22 protein-coding genes are annotated in these 24336 nt (G+C 70.1%); all 22 read left to right on the top strand.

Annotated features, from left to right (window positions below; genetic code table 11):
- Positions 1–110: 110 nt before the first annotated feature.
- The 22 genes from ACWC91_RS00380 to ACWC91_RS00275 all read left to right on the top strand — a co-directional run bounded on the left by ACWC91_RS00380 (position 111) and on the right by ACWC91_RS00275 (position 24281).
- Complete coding sequence (locus ACWC91_RS00380) at positions 111–1403, top strand: homoserine dehydrogenase (RefSeq protein ID WP_450640752.1); 1293 nt, start codon at positions 111–113, stop codon at positions 1401–1403.
- Positions 1404–1409: 6 nt separating this feature from the next.
- Positions 1410–2468 (top strand): threonine synthase, encoded by a 1059-nt coding sequence (gene thrC, locus ACWC91_RS00375; RefSeq protein WP_225075577.1) that lies wholly within the window; start codon positions 1410–1412, stop codon positions 2466–2468.
- Between the two features lie 643 nt (positions 2469–3111).
- Positions 3112–4041 carry a homoserine kinase gene (gene thrB / locus ACWC91_RS00370; RefSeq protein WP_401780334.1) on the top strand — a complete coding sequence of 310 codons (930 nt, stop codon included), beginning with the start codon at positions 3112–3114 and terminating at the stop codon, positions 4039–4041.
- A gap of 417 nt (positions 4042–4458) precedes the next feature.
- Entirely contained in the window at positions 4459–6522 is a 2064-nt protein-coding gene (gene rho / locus ACWC91_RS00365; RefSeq protein ID WP_225075579.1) for a transcription termination factor Rho, read from the top strand.
- A 442-nt stretch (positions 6523–6964) separates the two neighbouring features.
- Positions 6965–8104: an LCP family protein gene (locus ACWC91_RS00360; RefSeq protein WP_225075580.1), complete on the top strand. Its 1140-nt coding sequence runs from the start codon at positions 6965–6967 to the stop codon at positions 8102–8104.
- Positions 8105–8344: 240 nt separating this feature from the next.
- Positions 8345–8569 carry a 50S ribosomal protein L31 gene (gene rpmE, locus ACWC91_RS00355; RefSeq protein ID WP_141358350.1) on the top strand — a complete coding sequence of 75 codons (225 nt, stop codon included), beginning with the start codon at positions 8345–8347 and terminating at the stop codon, positions 8567–8569.
- 116 nt (positions 8570–8685) lie between these two features.
- Entirely contained in the window at positions 8686–9753 is a 1068-nt protein-coding gene (prfA, locus tag ACWC91_RS00350) for a peptide chain release factor 1 (RefSeq protein ID WP_225075581.1), read from the top strand.
- Positions 9754–9848: 95 nt separating this feature from the next.
- Positions 9849–10688 carry a peptide chain release factor N(5)-glutamine methyltransferase gene (gene prmC / locus ACWC91_RS00345; protein ID WP_141366246.1) on the top strand — a complete coding sequence of 280 codons (840 nt, stop codon included), beginning with the start codon at positions 9849–9851 and terminating at the stop codon, positions 10686–10688.
- Between the two features lie 52 nt (positions 10689–10740).
- Positions 10741–11388, top strand: a complete 648-nt coding sequence (locus ACWC91_RS00340; RefSeq protein ID WP_225075582.1) for an L-threonylcarbamoyladenylate synthase — start codon at positions 10741–10743, stop codon at positions 11386–11388.
- Positions 11385–12017: an arsenate reductase/protein-tyrosine-phosphatase family protein gene (locus tag ACWC91_RS00335; RefSeq protein WP_225075583.1), complete on the top strand. Its 633-nt coding sequence runs from the start codon at positions 11385–11387 to the stop codon at positions 12015–12017. The genes ACWC91_RS00340 and ACWC91_RS00335 overlap by 4 nt, the downstream gene beginning before the upstream one ends.
- A gap of 794 nt (positions 12018–12811) precedes the next feature.
- Positions 12812–14050 (top strand): serine hydroxymethyltransferase, encoded by a 1239-nt coding sequence (locus ACWC91_RS00330; RefSeq protein WP_225075659.1) that lies wholly within the window; start codon positions 12812–12814, stop codon positions 14048–14050.
- Positions 14051–14189: 139 nt separating this feature from the next.
- Positions 14190–15599 carry an MraY family glycosyltransferase gene (locus ACWC91_RS00325; protein WP_225075584.1) on the top strand — a complete coding sequence of 470 codons (1410 nt, stop codon included), beginning with the start codon at positions 14190–14192 and terminating at the stop codon, positions 15597–15599.
- Positions 15600–15900: 301 nt separating this feature from the next.
- Complete coding sequence (locus ACWC91_RS00320; protein WP_281155216.1) at positions 15901–16347, top strand: hypothetical protein; 447 nt, start codon at positions 15901–15903, stop codon at positions 16345–16347.
- A 225-nt stretch (positions 16348–16572) separates the two neighbouring features.
- Positions 16573–17394: a F0F1 ATP synthase subunit A gene (gene atpB, locus ACWC91_RS00315; RefSeq protein WP_225075586.1), complete on the top strand. Its 822-nt coding sequence runs from the start codon at positions 16573–16575 to the stop codon at positions 17392–17394.
- Positions 17395–17468: 74 nt separating this feature from the next.
- Positions 17469–17699: an ATP synthase F0 subunit C gene (atpE, locus tag ACWC91_RS00310; protein ID WP_073889576.1), complete on the top strand. Its 231-nt coding sequence runs from the start codon at positions 17469–17471 to the stop codon at positions 17697–17699.
- 41 nt (positions 17700–17740) lie between these two features.
- Positions 17741–18292: a F0F1 ATP synthase subunit B gene (locus ACWC91_RS00305; RefSeq protein WP_225075587.1), complete on the top strand. Its 552-nt coding sequence runs from the start codon at positions 17741–17743 to the stop codon at positions 18290–18292.
- A 2-nt stretch (positions 18293–18294) separates the two neighbouring features.
- Positions 18295–19110 carry a F0F1 ATP synthase subunit delta gene (locus tag ACWC91_RS00300; RefSeq protein WP_225075660.1) on the top strand — a complete coding sequence of 272 codons (816 nt, stop codon included), beginning with the start codon at positions 18295–18297 and terminating at the stop codon, positions 19108–19110.
- 141 nt (positions 19111–19251) lie between these two features.
- Positions 19252–20844 carry a F0F1 ATP synthase subunit alpha gene (gene atpA, locus ACWC91_RS00295; RefSeq protein WP_225075588.1) on the top strand — a complete coding sequence of 531 codons (1593 nt, stop codon included), beginning with the start codon at positions 19252–19254 and terminating at the stop codon, positions 20842–20844.
- Between the two features lie 21 nt (positions 20845–20865).
- On the top strand, positions 20866–21783 hold the full coding sequence (locus ACWC91_RS00290; protein WP_450643056.1) for a F0F1 ATP synthase subunit gamma: 918 nt from the start codon (positions 20866–20868) through the stop codon (positions 21781–21783).
- A complete protein-coding gene (gene atpD, locus ACWC91_RS00285; protein ID WP_225075590.1) occupies positions 21783–23219 on the top strand; it encodes a F0F1 ATP synthase subunit beta in 1437 nt (478 codons plus the stop codon). The genes ACWC91_RS00290 and atpD overlap by 1 nt, the downstream gene beginning before the upstream one ends.
- A gap of 110 nt (positions 23220–23329) precedes the next feature.
- A complete protein-coding gene (locus ACWC91_RS00280; RefSeq protein ID WP_100568037.1) occupies positions 23330–23704 on the top strand; it encodes a F0F1 ATP synthase subunit epsilon in 375 nt (124 codons plus the stop codon).
- 130 nt (positions 23705–23834) lie between these two features.
- Positions 23835–24281 (top strand): DUF2550 domain-containing protein, encoded by a 447-nt coding sequence (locus ACWC91_RS00275; protein WP_141358328.1) that lies wholly within the window; start codon positions 23835–23837, stop codon positions 24279–24281.
- Positions 24282–24336 lie beyond the last annotated feature (55 nt).

The following is a 24336-nucleotide window of genomic DNA, read 5'->3' as shown; positions in this document are numbered from 1 at the left end:
CAGGCCGACGAAAATGAAATAAACGTCTCACGATCCGGACAAATAGCAGAAACTCCGTTCCGGTGAGTGAGACTGGTCCAACCGTAGACGGTATGAGGAAACGAGGTCGGATGATGCGTACGCGTCCGCTGAAGGTGGCGCTGCTGGGCTGTGGGGTTGTCGGCTCAGAGGTGGCGCGCATCATGACGACGCACGCCGACGACCTCACAGCCAGGATCGGGGCCCCGGTGGAGCTCGCCGGGGTCGCCGTGCGGCGCCCCGACAAGGTGCGCGAGGGCATCCCCGCCGACCTCGTCACCACCGACGCCACCGCGCTCGTCAAACGCGGCGACATCGACGTCGTGGTCGAGGTCATCGGCGGGATCGAGCCCGCCCGGACACTCATCACCGCCGCCTTCGATCACGGCGCCTCCGTGGTCTCCGCGAACAAGGCCCTGCTCGCCCAGGACGGGGCCGCCCTGCACGCCGCCGCGGAGGCCAACGACGGGGACCTCTACTACGAGGCCGCCGTCGCCGGCGCCATCCCGCTGATCCGGCCGCTGCGCGAGTCCCTCGCGGGGGACAAGGTCAACCGGGTGCTCGGCATCGTCAACGGCACCACCAACTTCATCCTCGACAAGATGGACTCCACGGGGGCCGGCTACCAGGAGGCCCTCGACGAGGCCACCGCTCTCGGGTACGCGGAGGCCGACCCGACCGCCGACGTCGAGGGGTTCGACGCCGCCGCCAAGGCCGCGATCCTCGCCGGGATCGCCTTCCACACGCGTGTACGGCTCGACGACGTCTACCGCGAGGGCATGACCGAGGTCACCGCCGCGGACTTCGTCTCCGCCAAGGAGATGGGCTGCACCATCAAGCTGCTCGCCATCTGCGAGCGGGCCGAGGACGGCGGGTCCGTCACCGCCCGGGTGCACCCCGCGATGATCCCGCTCACCCACCCGCTGGCCTCCGTGCGCGGCGCCTACAACGCCGTGTTCGTCGAGTCCGACGCGGCCGGGCAGCTCATGTTCTACGGGCCCGGCGCCGGCGGCGCGCCCACCGCCTCCGCCGTGCTCGGCGACCTCGTCGCCGTGTGCCGCAACCGGCTCAGCGGGGCCACCGGGCCCGGCGAGTCGGCGTACGCGGCGCTGCCCGTGTCGCCCATGGGCGACGTCGTCACGCGCTACCACATCAGCCTGGACGTCGCCGACAAACCGGGTGTGCTCGCCCAGGTCGCCACTGTGTTCGCCGAGCACGGGGTTTCCATCGACACTGTTCGCCAGCAGGGCAAGGACGGCGAGGCCTCCCTCGTCGTCGTCACCCACCGTGCTTCCGACGCCGCCCTCGGCGGGACCGTGGAGGCGCTGCGCAAGCTCGACACCGTGCGGGGTGTCGCCAGCATCATGCGGGTTGAAGGAGAGTAACCAGCAATGACCCACCAGTGGCGCGGAATCATCGAGGAGTACCGGGACAGGCTGCCGGTGTCCGACAGCACGCCGGTCGTGACGCTCCGCGAGGGCGGTACGCCCCTCGTGCCCGCGCAGGTGCTCTCCGAGCGCACCGGCTGCGAGGTCCACCTCAAGGTAGAGGGCGCGAACCCGACCGGGTCCTTCAAGGACCGCGGTATGACGATGGCGATCAGCAAGGCCAAGGAGGAGGGCGCGAAGGCCGTCATCTGCGCCTCCACCGGCAACACGTCCGCCTCCGCGGCCGCCTACGCCGTACGGGCCGGGATGGTCTCCGCGGTGCTGGTGCCGCAGGGCAAGATCGCGCTCGGCAAGATGGGCCAGGCGCTCGTGCACGGCGCGAAGATCCTCCAGGTCGACGGCAACTTCGACGACTGCCTCACGCTCGCCCGCGCGCTCAGCGACAACTACCCCGTGGCGCTGGTCAATTCGGTCAACCCGGTGCGTATCGAGGGCCAGAAGACGGCCTCCTTCGAGATCGTCGACATGCTCGGCGACGCGCCCGACATCCACGTCCTGCCGGTCGGCAACGCGGGCAACATCACCGCCTACTGGAAGGGCTACCGCGAGTACGCCGCGGACGGCGTCGCCACGAAGACGCCCCGCATGTGGGGCTTCCAGGCCTCCGGCAGCGCCCCGATCGTGCGCGGCGAGGTCGTCAAGGACCCGTCGACCATCGCCACCGCGATCCGTATCGGCAACCCCGCCTCCTGGTCGTACGCCCTGGCCGCGCGCGACGAGTCCGGTGGCGCCATCGACGAGGTGACGGACCGTGAAATCCTGCGCGCCTACCGGCTGTTGGCCGCACAGGAGGGCGTCTTCGTCGAGCCGGCGTCCGCCGCGTCCGTGGCCGGACTGCTGAAGGCGGCCGAGCAGGGCAAGGTCGACCCCGGCCAGCGCATCGTGTGCACGGTCACCGGCAACGGCCTCAAGGACCCCGACTGGGCCGTCGCCGGCGCCCCTCAGCCGGTCACGGTCCCGGTCGACGCGGCCACGGCGGCCGAACGCCTGGGCCTGGCCTGAACGCCTGGGCCTGGCCTGACCTCACCGCCCGCACTGTCGACGACCAGCGCGACGACCAGCGCGACGACGAGTGCGACGACCAGCGCGGCGACGGACCGACCGCGTCCGGCTCCGCACGGGCCGGCCTCGCACGAGCCGGCGCCGGTCGAGGGCCAGTGACGGTCAAGCCGTCACCGCTCGGTCGTCGTCGGCTCAGCCGCTCCCCGCACGTCCGGGCGATCGGCCGCCGTCGTCCGGTGCCCGAGCGCGGCCCGGTCGGCGGCACCCGCCGTCGACGCTCCCGACGCCCCCGTCCGCCGACGGCGCCCGTCGGTCCGGCGCTCAGGCCGCTCGCCCGCCGCGTTTCGCCCGGTCGGCGCAACGCGCGCGCACCGCGCAAGCTACGCAACCGCGTGGCGTGCGGAGGCGTCTGTCCCAGGAGACTTCGGAGGAGGGTGGCACGGGGGGCTTGCGACACGCATCGTGCGCCTCCCGTGCGCCCTATGTCGCCACTGAACTTTCCTTCGATAGGCTGTAGGGAACCCGACCGCCGCACACGCCCACGCAGGTGGCGGTGCCGCGTCGTCTCCGCGGCCTGAGGGTCTTCCCCGTTCCTGTCGAGTGACATTCGACCATCACGCAGCTCAAGGAGAGTCAACGAGCGATGGCCGGTCCCGCGTTCCGCGCCGCCGCCGTCCGGGTGCGCGTCCCCGCCACCAGCGCCAACCTCGGCCCAGGCTTCGACGCCTTCGGCCTGTCGCTGGGGCTCTACGACGACGTCGTGGTCCGGGTGGCCGACTCCGGGCTGCACATCGACATCGCCGGCGAGGGCAGCGAGACGCTGCCGCGGGACGAGAAGCACCTGCTCGTCCGCTCGCTGCGCACCGCCTTCGACGTCCTCGGCGGACAGCCGCGCGGCCTGGAGATCGTCTGCGCCAACCGCATTCCGCACGGCCGCGGTCTCGGCTCCTCCTCCGCCGCCATCTGCGCCGGAATAGTCGCGGCCCGCGCCGTGACCATAGGCGCCGAGGCCAGGCTCGACGACACCGCGCTGCTCGAACTGGCCACCGAGATCGAGGGCCACCCGGACAACGTGGCGGCCTGTCTGCTGGGCGGGTTCACCTTGTCCTGGATGGAGGCCGGAGCGGCCCGGGCCATCAGGATGGAGCCCTCCGATTCCATCGTTCCGGTGGTTTTCGTGCCGGGAAAGCCAGTGCTCACCGAAACCGCGCGCGGCCTGCTCCCGCGCACCGTGCCGCACGTGGACGCCGCCGTCAACGCGGGCCGCGCCGCCCTGCTCGTCGAGGCCCTCACCCGGCGCCCCGAGCTGCTGCTGCCGGCCACCGAGGACCGCCTCCACCAGGAGTACCGCGCCCCCGCCATGCCGGAGAGCGCGGCGCTGGTGGAGCGGCTGCGGGCGGACGGCATCCCCGCGGTCATCTCCGGCGCCGGACCCACCGTCATGGCGCTCGCGGACGCGGGCACCGCCGACAAGGTGGAGCAACTGGCGGGCGCCGACTGGGCCGCCAACAGGCTGAGTCTCGACCTGCAAGGAGCCTGCGTACTGCCACTCGCGGCAGGCGGGGAGATCTGAAATCCGGCGGTTGCCGGATTTCGAGAGGGGGAATGTTTGTTGGATCCGGTAGTGTTAACCTCAAGTCTGCACCCGACCCCACCATGGCGAGGTGCCTCGTGTCCCCGTCCGGGACAGACATTCCTCCGGGAGCCCCCCAAGCCGCACTGTGTGGTGTACGTCGTACCTGGGCAGTACCTCGTATGCGCACACTGAGCGGTCCGCCGGGCACGCTCCGGAATCGGTGCGACCACGCGACGTGACTCAGTGACACTCGGTGCCGCTGATGGTCGAGGAAGCGCCAATCACCAGAAATCTCTTCCGCCGCTTTGGGCGGACCACCGCCCCGGCACGGTTCACCAGCAAGGACCGAAGCCGGACAGCACAACCGGTCGCCGAGCCAGACAGGCCGACGTCCGCTCCAGGGAAGGACCCTTCGTGAGCGACACCACCGATCTGATGGGCGCACGTGTCGAGGAGACCGCTGCCGCGCCCGCCACGGACGCCTCCGCGCCTGCCACCGGTGCCGGCTCCCGGCGGCGCCGCGGTACCGGCCTCGAGGGCATGGTGCTGGCCGAGCTGCAACAGGTCGCATCCGGCCTCGGTATCAGGGGCACCGCGCGCATGCGCAAGAGCCAGCTGATCGAGGTCATCAAGGAGGCGCAGGCGGCCGGGGGCGCCCCCGCCGCGAAGGCCGCGCCCGCCGCGGGGGACGCCGCCGAGACCAAGCCGAAGCGCCGCAGCACCTCCCGCACCCGTACGGGCGACGAGGCCGCGCCCGCGAAGAAGGCGGCGGAGGCCCCCTCTGCCAAGCCCTCGAACGACGTGGAGCAGTCGGGCGCCTCCGCCAAGGCCGTGGCGCAGCAGCAGATCGAGATCCCCGGCCAGCCGGCTGGGGGCACCGCCCGCTCGAGCGAGGCCGAGCGTGCGGGAGAGGACGCTCCGGCCGAGCGCCGCCGCCGTCGGGCCACCGCGGAGGCGGGCGCCCCCGCGGGCAGCGCCGAGACCGTCGCCGCCGAGGCGAAGAGCGAGTCGAAGGCCGAGACCGCGGCCCAGCAGCAGTCGCAGGGCGACGCCGGTGACGGTGGCGAGGGCCGCCGTCGCGACCGCCGTGAGCGCGGCCGGGACCGCGACCGCGACCGTGACCGCCGGGGCAAGGGCGACGACCAGCAGGGCCAGGGCGGTCAGCAGCAGCGCCAGCAGGGCCAGCAGCAGAGCGGCGGCCGGCCGGACCGTCAGCAGCGGGCCGACGAGGACGGGGACGACTTCGAGGGCGGACGCCGGGGCCGTCGCGGCCGCTACCGCGACCGTCGTGGCCGCCGTGGCCGTGACGACGTCTCCGAGCCGCAGATCGCCGAGGACGACGTCCTGATCCCCGTCGCGGGCATCCTGGACATCCTCGACAACTACGCCTTCATCCGCACGTCGGGCTACCTGCCGGGTCCCAACGACGTGTACGTCTCCCTCGCCCAGGTCCGCAAGAACGGCCTGCGCAAGGGCGACCACGTCACGGGTGCGGTCCGCCAGCCGAAGGAGGGCGAGCGCCGCGAGAAGTTCAACGCGCTGGTCCGGCTGGACTCCGTCAACGGCATGGCGCCCGAACACGGCCGTGGGCGGCCGGAGTTCAACAAGCTGACGCCGCTGTACCCGCAGGACCGGCTCCGTCTGGAGACCGACCCGGGCGTCCTGACCACCCGCATCATCGACCTGGTCTCGCCCATCGGCAAGGGCCAGCGCGGTCTGATCGTGGCCCCGCCGAAGACCGGCAAGACCATGATCATGCAGGCGGTCGCCAACGCGATCACGCACAACAACCCCGAGTGCCACCTGATGGTCGTCCTCGTCGACGAGCGTCCGGAAGAGGTCACCGACATGCAGCGGTCGGTCAAGGGCGAGGTCATCTCCTCGACCTTCGACCGCCCGGCCGAGGACCACACCACGGTCGCCGAGCTCGCCATCGAGCGCGCCAAGCGTCTGGTGGAGCTCGGCCACGACGTGGTCGTGCTGCTGGACTCGATCACCCGTCTGGGCCGTGCGTACAACCTGGCGGCCCCGGCCTCCGGCCGCATCCTGTCCGGTGGTGTCGACTCCACGGCCCTGTACCCGCCGAAGCGGTTCTTCGGTGCGGCCCGCAACATCGAGGACGGCGGTTCGCTGACCATCCTCGCCACCGCCCTGGTGGACACCGGGTCCCGCATGGACGAGGTGATCTTCGAGGAGTTCAAGGGCACCGGCAACATGGAGCTCAAGCTCGACCGGAAGCTCGCCGACAAGCGCATCTTCCCGGCGGTGGACGTCGACGCGTCCGGTACCCGTAAGGAAGAGATCCTGCTCGGCAACGAGGAGCTGGCCGTCGTCTGGAAGCTGCGCCGGGTGCTGCACGCGCTCGACCAGCAGCAGGCGATCGAGCTGCTCCTCGACAAGATGAAGCAGACCAAGTCGAACGTCGAGTTCCTGATGCAGATCCAGAAGACCACGCCGACTCCCGGCAACGGCGACTAGGCGTACCGCCGAGCAAGCCGGACCAGCCGGGTAAGCCGGTAAGAGGCACGCAGAAGGCCGCCCCCCTGTTTCAGGGGGGCGGCCTTCTGCCGTTCCCGGCCGTACAAGCGTCCCCGGCCGTACAAGCGTCCCCGGCCGTACGAGCGTTGCGGGCCGTACGAGACCTTCGCCACAGGCGCCGCGCCCCGCTCCAGCTCCCCACGGCGCCGTCCGGAGTCGTGTCACCGCAGGTGAGCGGGGTTACCAAGCGGTACACAGACCCGCATGGTGCCTATGTCCGCATGTGGTGGACACGGAGCGTTGTGCAACCCTTTCCCGAGTTCCCCCGTCTGACCGTACGAGCGACGATAGTGCGGTACGGGTCTCATCGACCGAAAGCAGACCGGGGTCCGGCCCCGACCGCAGGGGGTAACCGACCGCAGACACGAGAGCCGAGGAGCGCATGCCTGCCGACAGCACGCGAGGACCGGGCATACCAGGGGAATCCGGTGACACCGGGCCCCGCCGCCGCGCCAAGGGCCGCCGTCGCAAGCCCCCCACCGGGCGGCGCAGGGCCCTGACGGCCATGGCCTGGACCGCCGCGGGGATCGTCGTGCTCGGCGGCGCGGGGGCCGGCTTCCTCTACTTCAAGCTCAACGGCAACCTCAGGACCATCGACATCAACCAGGCCCTCGGCGGCGACCGGCCCACCAAGGCCGACAACGGATCCGAGAACATCCTGGTCCTCGGTTCCGACACCCGCGCCGGCGGCAACAAGAAGCTCGGCGGCGGCACCGACGACGGCAGCGCCCGCTCCGACACGGCGATGATCGTGCACGTCTACGAGGGCCACAAGAAGGCCGGAGTGGTCTCCATACCGCGCGACACCCTCGTCGACCGCCCCGAGTGCACCGACGCCAAGGGCGGCACGCACGCCGCGGAGCACAACGCGATGTTCAACGAGTCGTACTCCACCGGCGGCGCCGCCTGCGCGGTGAAGACCGTCGAGTCGATGACCGGCCTGCGCATGGACCACTACCTGGAGGTCGACTTCAGCGGCTTCCGGAAGCTCGTCGACGAACTCGGCGGAGTCCGGGTCACCACGACGAGGAACATCGACGACCCGCGCAGCCACCTCGACCTCAAGGCCGGCACGCACACCCTCGACGGGCAGCAGGCCCTCGGGCTGGTCCGCACCCGGCACGGCGTCGGCGACGGCTCCGACCTCGGCCGCATCCAGCTCCAGCAGGCCTTCGTCAAGGCCCTGGCCGACCAGGTCAAGCACATCGGCGTGCTCACCAACCCCAAGAAGCTCTACGACCTCGCCGACACCGCGACCAGGACCGTCACCGCCGACTCCGACCTCGGCTCGGTGAACTCCCTGATCGCCTTCGCCGACGGCCTGAAGGGCATCAGCTCCTCCCGCATGACCATGGTCACGATGCCGGTGCGGTACGACCCGGCCAACCCCAACCGCGTCCTCGTGGAGAAGGCCAAGGCCCAGCAGATCTGGAACGCCCTGAGGAACGACAAGCCCATCCCCAGGACGGCCACCGAGGGCACGGCCACCGGCAAGGCCAAGGGCGTGGTGAGCGCCCCCTGACGGGCGCGGGGAACTGCGCGACAAGCCACGATCGACCCGCACCCGCCCACGGCGAACACACGTCACCCCGGCATGCGGGAAACCCACCCCCGCCCCGCAGGGACCCGCAGGGAATACCCGACCCCACCCCCCGGTTTGGGTGGATGGCCCCAGTCCTGGCAGACTGGTACGTCGGCTCCGGTTCACGCTCCGCATTCCGCGGCTGCGACCCGGCGCCCTCCCGGAACTCTAGGAGACACCTTGAAGCGCGACATCCACCCCGCGTACGTCGAGACGCAGGTCAGCTGCACCTGCGGCGCGTCGTTCACCACCCGCAGCACCATCGAGTCCGGCAGCATCCGGGCCGAGGTCTGCTCCGAGTGCCACCCGTTCTACACGGGCAAGCAGAAGATCCTCGACACCGGTGGCCGTGTGGCCCGCTTCGAGGCCCGCTTCGGCAAGGCTGCCGCCGGCTCCAAGAAGTAGCGAGCCCCTTTTCGCCGGTCCACGGCCGTACCCCACCGCGGGGTGCGCCGGGACCGGCGTTTTTGGTCGCCCGCCTTCCCCCACCCCAGTAGTACAGGCAGTACAGGAGCCGAAAGATGTTCGAGGCCGTCGAGGAACTCGTCGCCGAGCACGCCGATCTGGAGAAGCAGCTCGCCGACCCGTCGGTCCACGCCGACCAGGCCAACGCGCGCAAGCTCAACAAGCGCTACGCCGAGCTCACCCCGATCGTCGCCACGTACCGCTCCTGGAAGCAGACCGGCGACGACATCGACACCGCGCGTGAACTCGCCGCGGACGACCCCGACTTCGCGGCCGAGGTCAAGGAGCTGGAACAGCAGCGCGAGGAGTTGACCGAGAAGCTGCGCTTCCTGCTCATCCCGCGCGACCCCAGCGACGACAAGGACGTCATCCTCGAGATCAAGGCGGGCGCGGGCGGCGACGAGTCGGCCCTGTTCGCCGGCGACCTGCTGCGCATGTACCTGCGGTACGCCGAGCGGGTCGGCTGGAAGACCGAGATCATCGACGCCACCGAGTCCGAGCTGGGCGGCTACAAGGACGTCCAGGTCGCGGTCAAGAGCCGCGGGCAGACCGAGCCCGGCCAGGGCGTGTGGGCCCGGCTGAAGTACGAGGGCGGGGTGCACCGCGTGCAGCGGGTGCCAGCCACCGAGTCCCAGGGCCGTATCCACACCTCCGCCGCCGGTGTGCTGGTCACCCCCGAGGCCGAGGAGGTGGACGTGGAGATCAGCCCCAACGACCTCCGCATCGACGTCTACCGGTCCTCCGGGCCCGGCGGCCAGTCCGTCAACACCACCGACTCCGCGGTGCGCATCACGCACCTGCCCACCGGAGTCGTCGCCTCCTGCCAGAACGAGAAGAGCCAGCTGCAGAACAAGGAGCAGGCGCTGCGTATCCTGCGCTCCAGGCTGCTCGCCATGGCGCAGGAGGAGGCGGAGCGGGAAGCCGCCGACGCCCGCCGCAGCCAGGTCCGCACCGTCGACCGCTCCGAGAAGATCCGCACCTACAACTTCCCGGAGAACCGCATCTCGGACCACCGCGTCGGCTTCAAGGCGTACAACCTGGACCAGGTCCTGGACGGCGAGCTGGACGCGGTGATCCAGGCCTGCGTCGACGCGGACTCGGCCGCCAAGCTCGCGGCCGCGTAAGACACGTACGCACGCGGGACGTGCGTACGTACGAGCACCAACGGAGGACCAGCGTGCAGCAAGAATCCGGGGGGCGACCCCCGAGCCCCCGCAGCGTGCTGCTCGCGGAGGTGGCGCAGGCCACCCAGCGGCTGGCCGACGCGGGCGTGGACTCGCCGCGCACCGACGCGGAGGAACTCGCCGCGTTCGTGCACGGCGTCAAGCGGGGCCAGCTGCACACCGTGAAGGACGCCGACTTCGACGCCCGTTACTGGGAGGTCATCGCCCGGCGCGAGCAGCGCGAGCCGCTCCAGCACATCACCGGGCGGGCCTACTTCCGGTATCTGGAACTCCAGGTCGGGCCAGGGGTGTTCGTGCCCCGGCCGGAGACCGAGTCCGTGGTCGGCTGGGCCATAGACGCCGTACGGGCCATGGACGTCGTCGAGCCGTGCATCGTCGACCTGTGCACCGGCTCGGGGGCCATCGCGCTCGCCCTCGCCCAGGAGGTGCCGCGTTCGCGCGTGCACGCCGTGGAGCTGAGCGAGGACGCCCTGAAGTGGACCAGCAAGAACATGGAGGGGTCCAGGGTCGACCTGCGCCAGGGCGACGCCCTGACGGCCTTCCCGGACCTCGACGGCCAGGTCGACCTCGTCATCTCCAACCCGCCGTACATCCCGCTCACCGAATGGGAGTACGTCGCCCCCGAGGCCCGCGACTACGACCCGGAGCTGGCGTTGTTCTCCGGGGAGGACGGCCTCGACCTGATCCGCGGCATCGAGCGCACCGCGCACCGGCTGCTGCGGCCCGGCGGAGTCGTCGTCGTCGAGCACGCCGACACCCAGGGCGGACAGGTGCCGTGGATCTTCACCGAGGAGCTGGGCTGGGCCGATGCCGCCGACCACCCCGACCTCAACAACCGGCCGCGGTTCGCCACCGCCCGCAAGGCGCTGCCGTGACCCCCATCAGGACTTCTAACCAGCAGTACGTGTACGAGGAGGCCCGCTGACAATGGCACGGCGATACGACACCAACGACGCCACCGACCGCGTGACGGGTCTGCGCGAGGCGGCGTCCGCCGTCCGCCGCGGCGAACTCGTGGTGCTGCCCACCGACACGGTCTACGGCATCGGCGCCGACGCGTTCTCCTCCGAGGGCGTGGCCGACCTGCTCGCCGCCAAGGGCCGGGGCCGCAACATGCCCACCCCCGTGCTCATCGGCTCCCCGAACACGCTGCACGGACTGGTCACGGACTTCTCCGAGATGGCCTGGGAACTCGTGGACGCCTTCTGGCCGGGCGCGCTGACGCTGGTCGCGCGGCACCAGCCGTCCCTCCAGTGGGACCTCGGGGACACCCGGGGCACGGTCGCGGTGCGGATGCCGCTGCACCCGGTCGCCATCGAACTGCTCACGGAGGTCGGCCCGATGGCCGTGTCGTCGGCGAACCTGACCGGCCACCCCGCGCCGGAGAGCTGCGGCGCCGCGCAGGACATGCTCGGCGACTCCGTCTCCGTCTACCTCGACGGCGGCCCGACCCCCGGCAACGTCCCGTCCTCCATCGTCGACGTCACCCGCAAGGTGCCCGTGCTGCTGCGCGAGGGCGCCCTGTCGCCGGAGGAGCTGCGCAAGGTGGTACCCGACCTCGAGGTGGCGAATTGACGGCCCCTGACGCGGGGCGTGGCATAGGCGACACCTTCCGCATCCTGCACGTCAGCACCGGCAACGTGTGCCGTTCTCCCATCACCGAGCGGCTGACCCGGCACTTCGTGGCGGACCGGCTCGGGGATCCGCGGGGCGGCGGGCTGATCGTGGAGAGCGCGGGCACCTGGGGCCACGAGGGCGCGCCGATGGAGGCCAACGCGGAGACCGTGCTGGCCGACTTCGGCGCGGACGCCTCCGGCTTCACCGGCCGGGAACTGCTGGACGAGCATGTGATCTGCGCCGACCTGGTGCTCACCGCGACCCTGGACCACCGTGCCCAGGTCATCTCCATGGGCCACTCGGCGGGCCTGCGCACCTTCACCCTCAAGGAGTTCACCCGCCTGGTGAAGGCGATAGACACGGCCACGCTGCCGCCCCTGGAGGACGGCGTGGTCGAACGCGCCCGCGCCCTGGTCCGTGCGGCCGCCGCTCTACGCGGGTGGCTCCTGGCCCCGACCGCCGAGGCCGACGAGGTCTACGACCCCTACGGCGCCCCCCTGACGTTCTTCCGCTCCGTCGGCGACGAGATACACCAGGCCCTGGACCCGGTGGTGACGGCCCTGACGGGAGTCCCGGCCCGCGCCTGACGCCCGCAGCCGACGGGCATCCGCCCCCAGGGACGACTGCTGGCCACCCAGCAACTGACGCGCACCGGCGCGGGGGCCGGGGTGCTCCGTGAGGTCGCGCACGGGTCGCGCCGGGTGACGGCCGCGGCGCGCGTCTGCGGAGCTTCTGACGGACCGGGAGGCCCGGGACCCGGCCCGGGGCCCGGGGTGCCCGACGGAGCCGCACACGGTTCGTGCCGGGACCAGTTGGCTTGCTCTGGCCGGGCGGATGTGGTGCGGGTGCGTCGTGTGCCCTGTCTGTGCGGTCTCGGGGCTGCGTCGGGGATGGCCTTGACGTGTGTCTGCGGGGTGCCCGGCGGGGGCCGACGGCGGCCCGCGTGCATCGCGCGGGTCCGGTCGGCCTGCTCCGGGCTGGGCGTGCGTGGGCTGTGCCGGTGGTCGGCCTCGGCGCGCGCCCTGTCGGGCGTCTGGTGGGCCGCGCGCTCGTACGTGGCTCGGGGGACCCGGCCCGGGCTCCGTGGACCGTACGGCCCGGTTGGAGGGCCTGTCGGCCCGTGGGGGACCCGGCGCTCGTCGCGGTCTCCGAGGCCCGTCGACGGGAGGCGCGTGGACGGGGGAGAGGGGCGGCCGGGGCGTACCCGCATGTGGGCACCTGGGGCTCGCCGCTCGGTCTCCCGGGCCCGGCTGCCGGCGTCGCGCGGGGTGTGAGCAGAGAAGCACGCGAGGGGTAGCCGTGTCGGCGTAAGGGGCCGCGCGGGGTGGGGCTGGTGGGCCTACATTTGACGTACGTCAACGTCGACCGTCCGGAGCCCGACATGTCGGTCATCCCCGTTCTCGAGGCCGATCTCCTGCGCCGACAGGACCCCGAACTGGCCGACGTCCTGCTCGGGGAGCTCGACCGGCAGTCGACGACGCTCCAGTTGATCGCGGCCGAGAACTTCACCTCGCCGGCGGTGCTCGCCACGCTCGGCTCGGTGCTGGCGAACAAGTACGCCGAGGGCTACCCCGGCGCCCGGCACCACGGCGGCTGCGAGATCGTCGACGTCGCCGAACGCCTCGCCGTGGCGCGGGCCAAGGCCCTGTTCGGTGCCGAACACGCCAACGTGCAGGCCCACTCGGGCTCGTCCGCGGTGCTCGCCGCGTACGCGGCGCTGCTGCGGCCCGGCGACACCGTCCTCGCCCTCGGCCTGCCCTACGGCGGACACCTCACGCACGGCTCGCCCGCGAACTTCTCCGGCCGCTGGTTCGACTTCGTCGGCTACGGCGTCGACGCCGAGACCGGACTCATCGACCACCAGCAGGTGCGCACGCTCGCCCACGCGCACCGGCCCAAGGCGATCGTGTGCGGCTCCATCGCCTACCCCCGCCACATCGACTACGCCTTCTTCCGCTCGGTCGCCGACGAGGTCGGCGCCTATCTGATCGCCGACGCGGCCCACCCCATCGGACTCGTCGCCGGCAAGGCGGCGCCCAACCCCGTCCCGTACGCCGACGTGGTGTGCGCCACCACCCACAAGGTGCTGCGCGGGCCGCGCGGCGGGATGCTCCTGTGCGGCGGCGAGCTGGCCGAGCGCGTCGACCGCGCCGTCTTCCCCTTCACCCAGGGCGGCGCCCAGATGCACACCATCGCCGCCAAGGCCGTCGCGTTCGGCGAGGCCGCGACCCCGGCCTTCTCCGCCTACGCCCACCAGGTCGTCGCCAACGCGCGGGTGCTCGCGGCCCGGCTGGCCGCCGAGGGCCTGACCGTCACCACCGGCGGCACGGACACTCACCTGATCACCGCCGACCCGGCGCCGCTCGGTATCGAGGGGCGCACCGCGCGCGGACGGCTGGCCGCCGCCGGTATCGTCCTCGACTGCTGCGCGCTGCCGCACGCCGACGGCCGCGGGCTGCGCCTGGGCACCGCCGCGGTGACCAGCCAGGGCATGGGCCAGCAGGAGATGGAGTGGATAGCCGTCCTGTTCGGCAAGGTGCTGCGCGGCGAGGTCGACGGGGCGAGCGCGCGCGAGGACGTGCGCGAACTCACGGTCCGGTTTCCGCCGTATCCCGGCTGAGACGGGGTAGCAGAGGGGTCGTACAAAACCGTACACAGCCACACGTGCAACCATCGTCGCTACCCGGAAGTCCACATACATATGCCTGCGTCGCTAGGGTGTGGGGCTGAGAAGGCCAGCGAGACCTGTGGGGAAGCCCGTGCGTGAATACCTGCTGACGCTCTGCATCACGGCCGCGGTGACGTATCTGCTGACAGGGCCGGTACGCAAGTTCGCGATCGTCGCGGGAGCGATGCCGGAGATCCGGGCACGTGACGTGCACCGGGAGCCCACTCCTCGGCTCGGCGGTATCGCCATGTTCTTCGGCCTGTGCGCGGGCCTGCTCGTCGCCGACCACCTCACCAACCTCAACGAGGTCTTCGAGAAGTCGAACGAGCCGCGCGCGCTGCTCTCCGGCGCCGCGCTGATCTGGCTGATCGGCGTCCTGGACGACAAGTTCGAGATCGACGCCCTGATCAAGCTGGGCGGTCAGATGATCGCGGCCGGTGTGATGGTGATGCAGGGTCTGACGATCCTGTGGCTGCCCGTGCCCGGCGTCGGCACGGTCGCGCTCACCCAGTGGCAGGGCACCCTGCTCACTGTCGCCCTGGTCGTCATCACCATCAACGCGGTCAATTTCGTCGACGGCCTCGACGGTCTGGCCTCGGGCATGGTGTGCATCGCGGCCGCCGCGTTCTTCATGTACGCCTACCGGATCTGGTACTCGTACGGCATCGAGGCCGCCGCCCCCGCCACCCTCTTCGCGGCCGTCCTCATGGGCATGTGCCTGGGCTTCCTGCCGCACAACATGCATCCCGCGCGGATCTTCATGGGCGACTCGGGGTCCATGCTCATCGGCCTGGTGCTGGCGGCCGGCGCGATCTCGGTGACCGGGCAGGTCGACCCGGACGTGATGAAGCTGTTCTCCGGGTCCGAGCGCAACGCGGTGCACCAGATGGTGCCGGTCTACATCCCGCTGCTGATGCCGTTGACGATCATCGCCATCCCGGCCGCCGACCTGGTCCTGGCCATCGTGCGGCGCACCTGGCACGGCAAGTCGCCGTTCGCCGCCGACCGCGGCCATCTGCACCACCGCCTGCTGGAGATCGGCCACTCGCACAGCCGGGCCGTGCTGATCATGTACTTCTGGGCGGCACTGATCGGCTTCGGCGCGCTCGCCTACTCGGTCAAGTCGGCGTCCATGTGGATCGTGCTGGGCATCGTGGGCCTCAGCTTCCTCGGCCTGGTGCTGCTCCTGCTGCCGCGCTTCACCCCCCGCGCCCCGCGCTGGGCCGAGCGGTTCGTGCCGCCGCGCTACCGGCGCCGGGGCGGGGTCATGGGCCCGGGAGTCTCCGAGCCCGCGGCGGCGCCGTCCGGCTCGCCCACGGACTCCGCGCCGCAGGAGGCGTCCGTGGGGGCTTCCGCGGCCTCGGAGAGCCCTGTGCCGGGGGAGACGCCCGTGGCGGCGGGCGTGCGGGTCCGTGCCGGTGCGGCCGGTGTCAACGGAGCGACCGCCGTCGGAGCCCGTTCGCGCGTTCTGGACGGACGGAAGGCCGGAACGTCGCGCTGACGGCCAAGGTAAGAATCTGACTAAAGCGTTGCCAACCCGTGGGGTGCTGAAGCCCCTCAATATCGGGCGAATGGGTCTCGATTTTGCACAGAAGTGCAGCTGTACTCTCACGTGTGAGGGTCAGCACACCCAGGAGGTAAAGACCTCATCAAATAGTTTGTGATACCGTTCACGAGTATCCCGGAGAGCCGAAGGGCCGCAGTGAGAAGGTCCTGGTGGGGCCGAGGTTTCCTCCCTCGGCACCGGGACTACGCTCGTCCCATGACGACGCCCTGCCCCCTGTGAATGCGGAGTTGCCGCGATGCCGTCCAATGACGCCCGGATCCTGGCCGAGGCCGCTGTGCCCACAGCCGCCGTCGGTGCGGTCGCCGCCGTCGTCAGCGGTGTGGTCGCCGGTGGAAAAGGGGCGATCGGCGCGGTCGTCGCGACCCTGGTCGTGATCCTGTTCATGGGGCTCGGTCTCTACGTCCTGCAGCGCACGGCCAAGTCGCTTCCGCATCTCTTCCAGGCGATGGGCCTGATGCTCTACGCGGCCCAGATCCTGCTGCTGTTCGTCTTCCTGGCCGCGTTCAAGCACACCACGCTGTTCAACCCCAAGGCCTTCGCCTTCACCCTGCTCGCCGCCACGCTGGCGTGGACCGCGGCGCAGACGCGGGCCCACATGAAGTCCAAGATCCTCTACGTCGAGCCCGACTCGGCCCCGTCCACGGCGGGCGAGAAGTCCGAAAAGACGGAGCGCTCGTCGTGAGCGGTAGGGCCGGGATAAAGACGCTTGGGAGATCCTGCTATCGTCCGGTGCCAACTGCGGCATCGCGGGCGCGGGCATCACAGCTGACGCCTGTTCGATCGCGAGGCGAGATGCCCCTCTGCCGCCCCCACATCCGTAACACCAGTCCCGTGCCGAACTGCGGCCGCACGCCGCGCCGACACAACGAGGTTGCCGTACCTATGCGCCACGCTGAAGGAGCCCGCGGTGAGTGCTGACCCGACGCAGGTGCTCGCCTTCGAGACCGACTGCCACATCTTCGCCGGCTGTGGCTTCCCCGCTCCGGGCCTGCACTCGTTCCTGTTCGAGCCCCTCTGGGGCAACGCGGACAGCAACCTGTACTTCAACAAGCCGATGCTGCTGGCGCTGCTCGGCTCCATCATCGTCGTCGGATTCTTCTGGGCGGCCTTCCGCAGGCCCCAGGTCGTGCCGGGCAAGCTCCAGATGGTCGCCGAGGCGGGCTACGACTTCATCCGCCGCGGAGTCGTCTACGAGACGATCGGTAAGAAGGAAGGCGAGAAGTACGTTCCGCTCGTCGTCTCCCTGTTCTTCTTCATCTGGATGATGAACCTCTGGTCGATCATCCCGGTCGCCCAGTTCCCGGTGACTTCGATCATCGCGTACCCGATCGTGCTGGCCCTGATCGTCTACGTGCTGTGGGTCTCGCTGACCTTCAAGCGCCACGGCTTCGTGGGCTTCTTCAAGAACGTGACGGGCTACGACAAGTCGCTGGGCCCGGTGCTCCCGCTGGCCATGCTCATCGAGTTCTTCTCGAACCTGCTGGTCCGGCCCTTCACTCACGCGGTCCGGCTCTTCGCGAACATGTTCGCGGGCCACACGCTGCTGCTGCTCTTCACCATCGCCAGCTGGTACCTGCTCAACGGCATCGGCATCGCCTACGCGGGCGTCAGCTTCATCATGACGATCGTGATGACGGCCTTCGAGCTCTTCATCCAGGCACTGCAGGCGTACGTCTTCGTCCTCCTGACGTGCACGTACATCCAGGGCGCGCTCGCAGAGCACCACTGAGCACCCCGCAGAGCAACCCCCTGATCGTCCGGTGGCCAACCCCCACCGGTCCGTAAAGAAAAGGAAGAACTGGCATGTCCCAGACCCTTGCCGCTGTTTCCGGCTCGCTCGGCTCCGTCGGTTACGGCCTCGCTGCCATCGGTCCCGGCGTCGGCGTCGGCATCATCTTCGGTAACGGCACCCAGGCCCTGGCCCGCCAGCCCGAGGCCGCCGGCCTGATCCGCGCCAACCAGATCCTCGGCTTCGCCTTCTGTGAGGCGCTGGCCCTGATCGGTCTGGTCATGCCGTTCGTCTACGGCACCTGATTCGCCGAACAGCGAAAGCTTCCTAGACGAAAGGCACTGACATGAGCCAGCTGCTCATTCTGGCGGCCGAGACGGAGAACCCTCTCGTTCCGCCGATCCCCGAGCTCGTCATCGGCCTGCTCGCCTTCGTCATCGTCTTCGGTCTCCTCGCCAAGAAGCTCCTCCCGAACATCAACAAGGTTCTGGAGGAGCGCCGCGAGGCGATCGAGGGCGGTATCGAGAAGGCCGAGGCCGCGCAGACCGAGGCCCAGAGCGTCCTTGAGCAGTACAAGGCTCAGCTCGCCGAGGCCCGGCACGAGGCCGCGCGCCTGCGCCAGGAGGCACAGGAGCAGGGCGCCACGCTCATCGCGGAGATGCGGGCCGAGGGCCAGCGTCAGCGCGAGGAGATCGTCGCCGCCGGCCACGCCCAGATCGAGGCCGACCGCAAGGCCGCCGCGTCCGCGCTCCGGCAGGACGTCGGCACGCTGGCCACCGAGCTGGCCGGCAAGCTCGTCGGCGAGTCCCTCGAGGACCACGCCCGGCAGAGCCGTGTGATCGACCGCTTCCTCGACGGCCTCGACGAAGCCGCTTCGAAGGCCGAGGCGACTCGATGACCATGCACGGAGCCAGCCGTGAGGCGCTGACCGCCGCACGCGAGCGTCTGGACGCGCTGACGGACTCCACCTCGGTGGACGCCGGCCGGCTCGCCGACGAGCTGGCGGCCGTCACCGCGCTGCTCCACCGCGAGGTCGGTCTGCGTCGGGTCCTGACCGACCCGGCGCAGTCCGGTGAGGCCAAGGCCACGCTGGTGCAGCGCCTGCTCGGCGGGCAGGTCGGCGGCACGGCCGTCGACCTGGTGTCCGGCATGGTGCGTTCCCGCTGGTCGCAGCCCCGTGACCTGGTCGACACGCTGGAGGAGCTGGCGGACGTCGCCGACCTCACCGCGGCGCAGCAGGCCGGCACGCTCGACAACGTCGAGGACGAGCTGTTCCGCTTCGGCCGGATCGTCTCCTCCAACACCGGGCTGCGCGCGGCCCTGACCGACCGCGCCGCGACCGTCTCGGCCAAGAAGGAGCTGCTGCGCCGGCTGCTCGGCGGCCGGGCGGCCGCGACCACCGAGCGTCTGGTGACGCGCCTTGTGACCGCGCCGCGGGGACGTAGCCTGGAAGCGGGACTGGAGTCCCTGACCAAGCTCGCCGCCGACCGTCGCAACCGCATGGTCGCCGTCGTCACCTCGGCGGTCCCGCTGAGCGACACGCAGAAGCAGCGTCTCGGCGCGGCCCTCGCGAAGATCTACGGCCACCAGATGCACCTCAACCTCGACGTCGACCCCGAGGTCGTCGGCGGAGTCCGGGTGCAGGTCGGTGACGAGGTCATCAACGGCTCCCTCGCGGACCGGCTCGAGGACGCCGCCCGCCGCATGGCGAGCTAGCAGCAACTCAACACGCAAGACGTACACGACGGCCCTGGTTGGGCCGTGCAGAGGATTCACCTCTTATTGGGGGGAGTCCCGAACTCGTGGAATACCCCCCAAGTGAAACTTCGGGCCCAACAAGGAGAGCAGGGAACCCAGATGGCGGAGCTCACGATCCGGCCGGAGGAGATCCGGGACGCGCTGGAGAACTTCGTCCAGTCGTACAAGCCGGACGCGGCCTCGCGCGAGGAGGTCGGTACGGTCACCCTTGCCGGCGACGGCATCGCGAAGGTCGAGGGTCTTCCCTCGGCCATGGCCAACGAACTGCTGAAGTTCGAGGACGGCACCCTCGGCCTCGCCCTCAACCTCGAGGAGCGCGAGATCGGTGCCATCGTCCTCGGTGAGTTCAGCGGCATCGAGGAGGGCCAGCCGGTGCAGCGCACCGGTGAGGTCCTGTCCGTGGCCGTGGGCGAGGGCTACCTCGGCCGCGTGGTGGACCCGCTCGGCAACCCGATCGACGGCCTCGGCGAGATCGAGACCGAGGGCCGCCGCGCCCTCGAACTGCAGGCCCCCACGGTCATGCAGCGCAAGTCGGTGCACGAGCCGATGGAGACCGGCTACAAGGCCGTCGACGCCATGACCCCGATCGGCCGCGGTCAGCGTCAGCTGATCATCGGCGACCGCCAGACCGGCAAGACCGCCCTGGCCGTCGACACGATCATCAACCAGCGCGACAACTGGCGCACCGGCGACCCGAACAAGCAGGTCCGCTGCATCTACGTCGCCATCGGCCAGAAGGGCTCCACCATCGCGTCGGTCCGGCGCTCGCTGGAGGAGAACGGCGCGCTGGAGTACACGACCATCGTGGCCGCCCCGGCGTCCGACCCGGCCGGCTTCAAGTACCTGGCGCCGTACACCGGTTCCGCCATCGGTCAGCACTGGATGTACCAGGGCAAGCATGTCCTGATCATCTTCGACGACCTGTCGAAGCAGGCCGACGCCTACCGTGCCGTGTCGCTGCTGCTGCGCCGTCCGCCGGGCCGTGAGGCCTACCCGGGCGACGTCTTCTACCTGCACTCCCGGCTGCTGGAGCGCTGCGCGAAGCTGTCCGACGACATGGGCAAGGGCTCGATGACCGGTCTGCCGATCGTCGAGACCAAGGCCAACGACGTCTCGGCGTTCATCCCGACCAACGTCATCTCCATCACCGACGGCCAGTGCTTCCTGGAGTCGGACCTGTTCAACGCCGGTCAGCGCCCCGCGCTGAACGTCGGTATCTCCGTCTCCCGAGTCGGTGGTTCCGCGCAGCACAAGGCGATGAAGCAGGTCTCCGGCCGTCTGCGCGTGGACCTGGCCCAGTTCCGTGAGCTGGAGGCGTTCGCCGCCTTCGGTTCCGACCTGGATGCGGCCTCGAAGTCGCAGCTGGAGCGCGGTCAGCGCATGGTCGAGCTGCTGAAGCAGGACCAGTACCAGCCGATGGCCACCGAGGACCAGGTCGTCTCCGTGTGGGCCGGCACCACCGGCAAGATGGACGAGGTGCCGGTCGCCGACATCCGCCGCTTCGAGAAGGAGCTCCTGGAGTACCTGCACCGCAAGGAGCAGGGCCTCATGACCTCCATCAAGGAGGGCGGCAAGATGTCCGACGACACGCTCCAGGCCATTGCCGAGGCGATCGCCGAGTTCAAGAAGCAGTTCGAGACGGGCGACGGCAAGCTGCTCGGCGAGGACACCCCGGCCGCTGCCGCCAAGTGACGTAAGGAAGGGACCTGACTCATGGGAGCCCAGCTCCGGGTCTACAAGCGTCGCATCCGATCCGTCACCGCGACCAAGAAGATCACCAAGGCGATGGAGATGATCGCCGCCTCGCGCGTCGTCAAGGCGATGCGCAAGGTGTCGGCCTCCACGCCGTACGCGCAGGAACTGACCCGCGCGGTCACGGCGGTCGGAACCGGGTCCAACACCAAGCACCCGCTGACCACGGAGGCGGAGAACCCGACCCGCGCCGCGGTACTGCTCCTGACGAGCGACCGCGGTCTGGCCGGCGCCTTCAACTCCAACGCCATCAAGGCGGCGGAGCAGCTGACCGCGCGCCTCGAGCGCGAGGGCAAGCAGGTCGACGCCTACATCGTCGGCCGGCGCGGTGTGGCCCACTACAACTTCCGTGAGCGCAAGATCACGGAGTCGTGGTCCGGCTTCACCGACGAGCCCACGTACGCGGACGCCAAGACGGTGGCGGCCCCGCTGATCGAGGCCATCGGGACGGACACCGAGAAGGGCGGCGTGGACGAGCTCCACATCGTCTACACCGAGTTCGTCTCGATGATGACGCAGACGGCGACCGACTCCCGGTTGCTTCCGCTGCGTCTGGACGAGGTCGCCGCAGAGGCCGCGCCGAAGGACGAGATCCTTCCGCTGTACGACTTCGAGCCCTCGGCGGAAGACGTCCTCGACGCGCTGCTGCCGCGCTACGTGGAGAGCCGTATCTACAACGCGCTGCTCCAGTCGGCCGCTTCGAAGCACGCCGCCACGCGGCGCGCGATGAAGTCGGCCACCGACAACGCGGGCGAGCTGATCGACACGCTCGCGCGTCTTGCCAACGCGGCCCGCCAGGCCGAAATCACCCAGGAAATCAGCGAGATCGTCGGTGGCGCGAGCGCCCTGGCCGACGCGACCGCGGGGAGTGACAAGTAATGACCACCACTGTTGAGACGGCCACGGCGGCGGGCCGCGTCGCGCGGGTCATCGGCCCGGTCGTCGACGTGGAGTTCCCCGTCGACGCGATGCCGGACATTAACGCCGCCCTTCACGTCCAGGTCGCCGACCCGGCGAACGAGGGCGAGCAGAAGACGCTGACCCTGGAGGTCGCCCAGCACCTGGGTGACGGCCTGGTCCGCACGATCTCCATGCAGCCCACCGACGGTCTGGTCCGCCAGTCCCCGGTGACGGACACCGGCGCGCCGATCTCCGTCCCGGTCGGCGACTTCACCAAGGGCAAGGTGTTCAACACCCTCGGTGAGGTGCTGAACGTCGACGCCGAGTACGACGGCGAGCGCTGGCCGATCCACCGCAAGGCGCCGAACTTCGACGAGCTCGAGTCGAAGACCGAGATGTTCGAGACCGGCGTCAAGGTCATCGACCTGCTGACCCCGTACGTCAAGGGCGGCAAGATCGGTCTGTTCGGCGGCGCCGGCGTCGGCAAGACGGTGCTCATCCAGGAGATGATCTACCGCGTCGCCAACAACCACGACGGTGTCTCCGTGTTCGCCGGTGTCGGCGAGCGCACCCGTGAGGGCAACGACCTCATCGACGAGATGAGCGAGTCGGGCGTCATCGACAAGACCGCGCTGGTCTTCGGTCAGATGGACGAGCCCCCGGGCACCCGTCTGCGCGTCGCGCTGGCCGGCCTGACCATGGCCGAGTACTTCCGTGACGTCCAGAAGCAGGACGTGCTGTTCTTCATCGACAACATCTTCCGCTTCACGCAGGCCGGTTCCGAGGTCTCCACGCTGCTCGGCCGTATGCCGTCCGCGGTGGGTTACCAGCCGAACCTGGCCGACGAGATGGGTCTGCTCCAGGAGCGCATCACCTCGACCCGCGGTCACTCGATCACCTCGATGCAGGCGATCTACGTCCCCGCGGACGACCTGACCGACCCGGCCCCGGCCACCACCTTCGCCCACCTCGACGCGACGACGGTTCTGTCCCGTCCGATCTCGGAGAAGGGCATCTACCCGGCCGTGGACCCGCTGGACTCCACGTCCCGGATCCTGGACCCCCGCTACATCGCGGCGGACCACTACAACGCGGCCATGCGCGTGAAGAGCATCCTGCAGAAGTACAAGGACCTGCAGGACATCATCGCGATCCTCGGTATCGACGAGCTCGGCGAGGAGGACAAGCTCGTCGTCCACCGTGCCCGTCGCGTGGAGCGCTTCCTGTCCCAGAACACCCACGTCGCCAAGCAGTTCACCGGTGTGGACGGCTCGGACGTGCCGCTGGACGAGTCGATCGCGGCGTTCAACGCGATCTGCGACGGCGAGTACGACCACTTCCCCGAGCAGGCGTTCTTCATGTGCGGTGGTATCGAGGACCTGAAGAAGAACGCGAAGGAGCTCGGCGTCTCCTGAGCATCGAGCTCACCTGAGGGGGCGGGTGCGTCCCGCCCCCTCTCCCACGCCCCCTAGAATTGACCCCAACACCCGGCACTACCGCCGGGTGGTGACCCGAGGAGCCACCCTTGGCTGCTGAGCTGCACGTCGAGCTCGTCGCCGCCGACCGCCAGGTCTGGTCCGGCGAGGCCACCCTGGTCGTCGCGCGCACCACGTCCGGCGACATCGGCGTCATGCCCGGTCACCAGCCGCTGCTCGGTGTGCTGGAGTCGGGCCCGGTGACCATCCGTACGAGTGAAGGTGCCACGGTGATCGCCGCCGTGCACGGCGGTTTCATCTCGTTCGCGGACAACAAGCTGTCGCTGCTGGCGGAGATCGCCGAACTCTCGGACGAGATCGACGTCCAGCGCACCGAGCGGGAACTCGAACGCGCCAAGGCGGAGGGCGACGCTCATGCCGAGCGCCGCGCGGAGGTCCGACTGCGCGCGGCGACGGCCAGCTGAACCCAGCCAGCCGTGTGATGACGTCACTCAGCCGCGGTCGGTACCGGAGCAATCCGGTACCGGCCGCGGCTGAGGTGAATGCGGGTGTTTTTTCCGTTCCATTACCTAGGAGACGAGGAGGTCGGTGTCGATGGTCCTCGCTCTGACTGTGTGCGGGCTGGTGGTCTTGCTCGTGGTGGTGGGACTGTTCGTCTTCGGCCTGCGACGCAGGCTCATCCAGCGCTCCGGCGGCACCTTCGACTGCAGTCTGCGCTGGGACGTACCGGAGAAGACCGACACCAGCGGCAAGGGCTGGAGCTACGGCGTCGCCCGCTACAACGGCGACCGCGTCGAGTGGTTCCGTGTCTTCTCCTACGCCCCCCGTCCCCGCCGCACCCTGGAGCGGGCGTCCATCGAGGTGGCCGGCCGCCGTCTGCCCGAGGGCGAGGAGGAACTCGCGCTGCTCTCCGACGCGGTCGTCCTCACCTGCCTGCACCGCGGTACGCGCCTGGAACTCGCGATGAGCGAGGACGCGTTGACCGGCTTCCTCGCCTGGCTGGAGGCGGCGCCGCCCGGACAAAGGGTGAATGTGGCGTAGTACGACGGAAGAGCTCCCCCGGACCACGTCCGGGGGAGCTCTTCCGGTCTCGGGG

It is taken from the genome of Streptomyces sp. NPDC001204, from assembly GCF_053598035.1.
This window is presented reverse-complemented; position numbering and strand designations above follow the sequence as displayed.

Excerpts from the sequence above, each read along its gene's own strand:
- ACWC91_RS00380 (WP_450640752.1), top strand. The coding sequence starts at position 111 with ATGATGCGTACGCGTCCGCTGAAGGTGGCGCTGCTGGGCTGTGGGGTT.
- thrC (WP_225075577.1), top strand. The coding sequence starts at position 1,410 with ATGACCCACCAGTGGCGCGGAATCATCGAGGAGTACCGGGACAGGCTG.
- thrB (WP_401780334.1), top strand. The coding sequence starts at position 3,112 with ATGGCCGGTCCCGCGTTCCGCGCCGCCGCCGTCCGGGTGCGCGTCCCC.
- ACWC91_RS00360 (WP_225075580.1), top strand. The coding sequence starts at position 6,965 with ATGCCTGCCGACAGCACGCGAGGACCGGGCATACCAGGGGAATCCGGT.
- prfA (WP_225075581.1), top strand. The coding sequence starts at position 8,686 with ATGTTCGAGGCCGTCGAGGAACTCGTCGCCGAGCACGCCGATCTGGAG.
- ACWC91_RS00340 (WP_225075582.1), top strand. The coding sequence starts at position 10,741 with ATGGCACGGCGATACGACACCAACGACGCCACCGACCGCGTGACGGGT.
- ACWC91_RS00330 (WP_225075659.1), top strand. The coding sequence starts at position 12,812 with ATGTCGGTCATCCCCGTTCTCGAGGCCGATCTCCTGCGCCGACAGGAC.
- ACWC91_RS00320 (WP_281155216.1), top strand. The coding sequence starts at position 15,901 with ATGCCGTCCAATGACGCCCGGATCCTGGCCGAGGCCGCTGTGCCCACA.
- atpE (WP_073889576.1), top strand. The coding sequence starts at position 17,469 with ATGTCCCAGACCCTTGCCGCTGTTTCCGGCTCGCTCGGCTCCGTCGGT.
- ACWC91_RS00305 (WP_225075587.1), top strand. The coding sequence starts at position 17,741 with ATGAGCCAGCTGCTCATTCTGGCGGCCGAGACGGAGAACCCTCTCGTT.
- ACWC91_RS00300 (WP_225075660.1), top strand. The coding sequence starts at position 18,295 with ATGCACGGAGCCAGCCGTGAGGCGCTGACCGCCGCACGCGAGCGTCTG.
- atpA (WP_225075588.1), top strand. The coding sequence starts at position 19,252 with ATGGCGGAGCTCACGATCCGGCCGGAGGAGATCCGGGACGCGCTGGAG.
- ACWC91_RS00290 (WP_450643056.1), top strand. The coding sequence starts at position 20,866 with ATGGGAGCCCAGCTCCGGGTCTACAAGCGTCGCATCCGATCCGTCACC.
- atpD (WP_225075590.1), top strand. The coding sequence starts at position 21,783 with ATGACCACCACTGTTGAGACGGCCACGGCGGCGGGCCGCGTCGCGCGG.
- ACWC91_RS00275 (WP_141358328.1), top strand. The coding sequence starts at position 23,835 with ATGGTCCTCGCTCTGACTGTGTGCGGGCTGGTGGTCTTGCTCGTGGTG.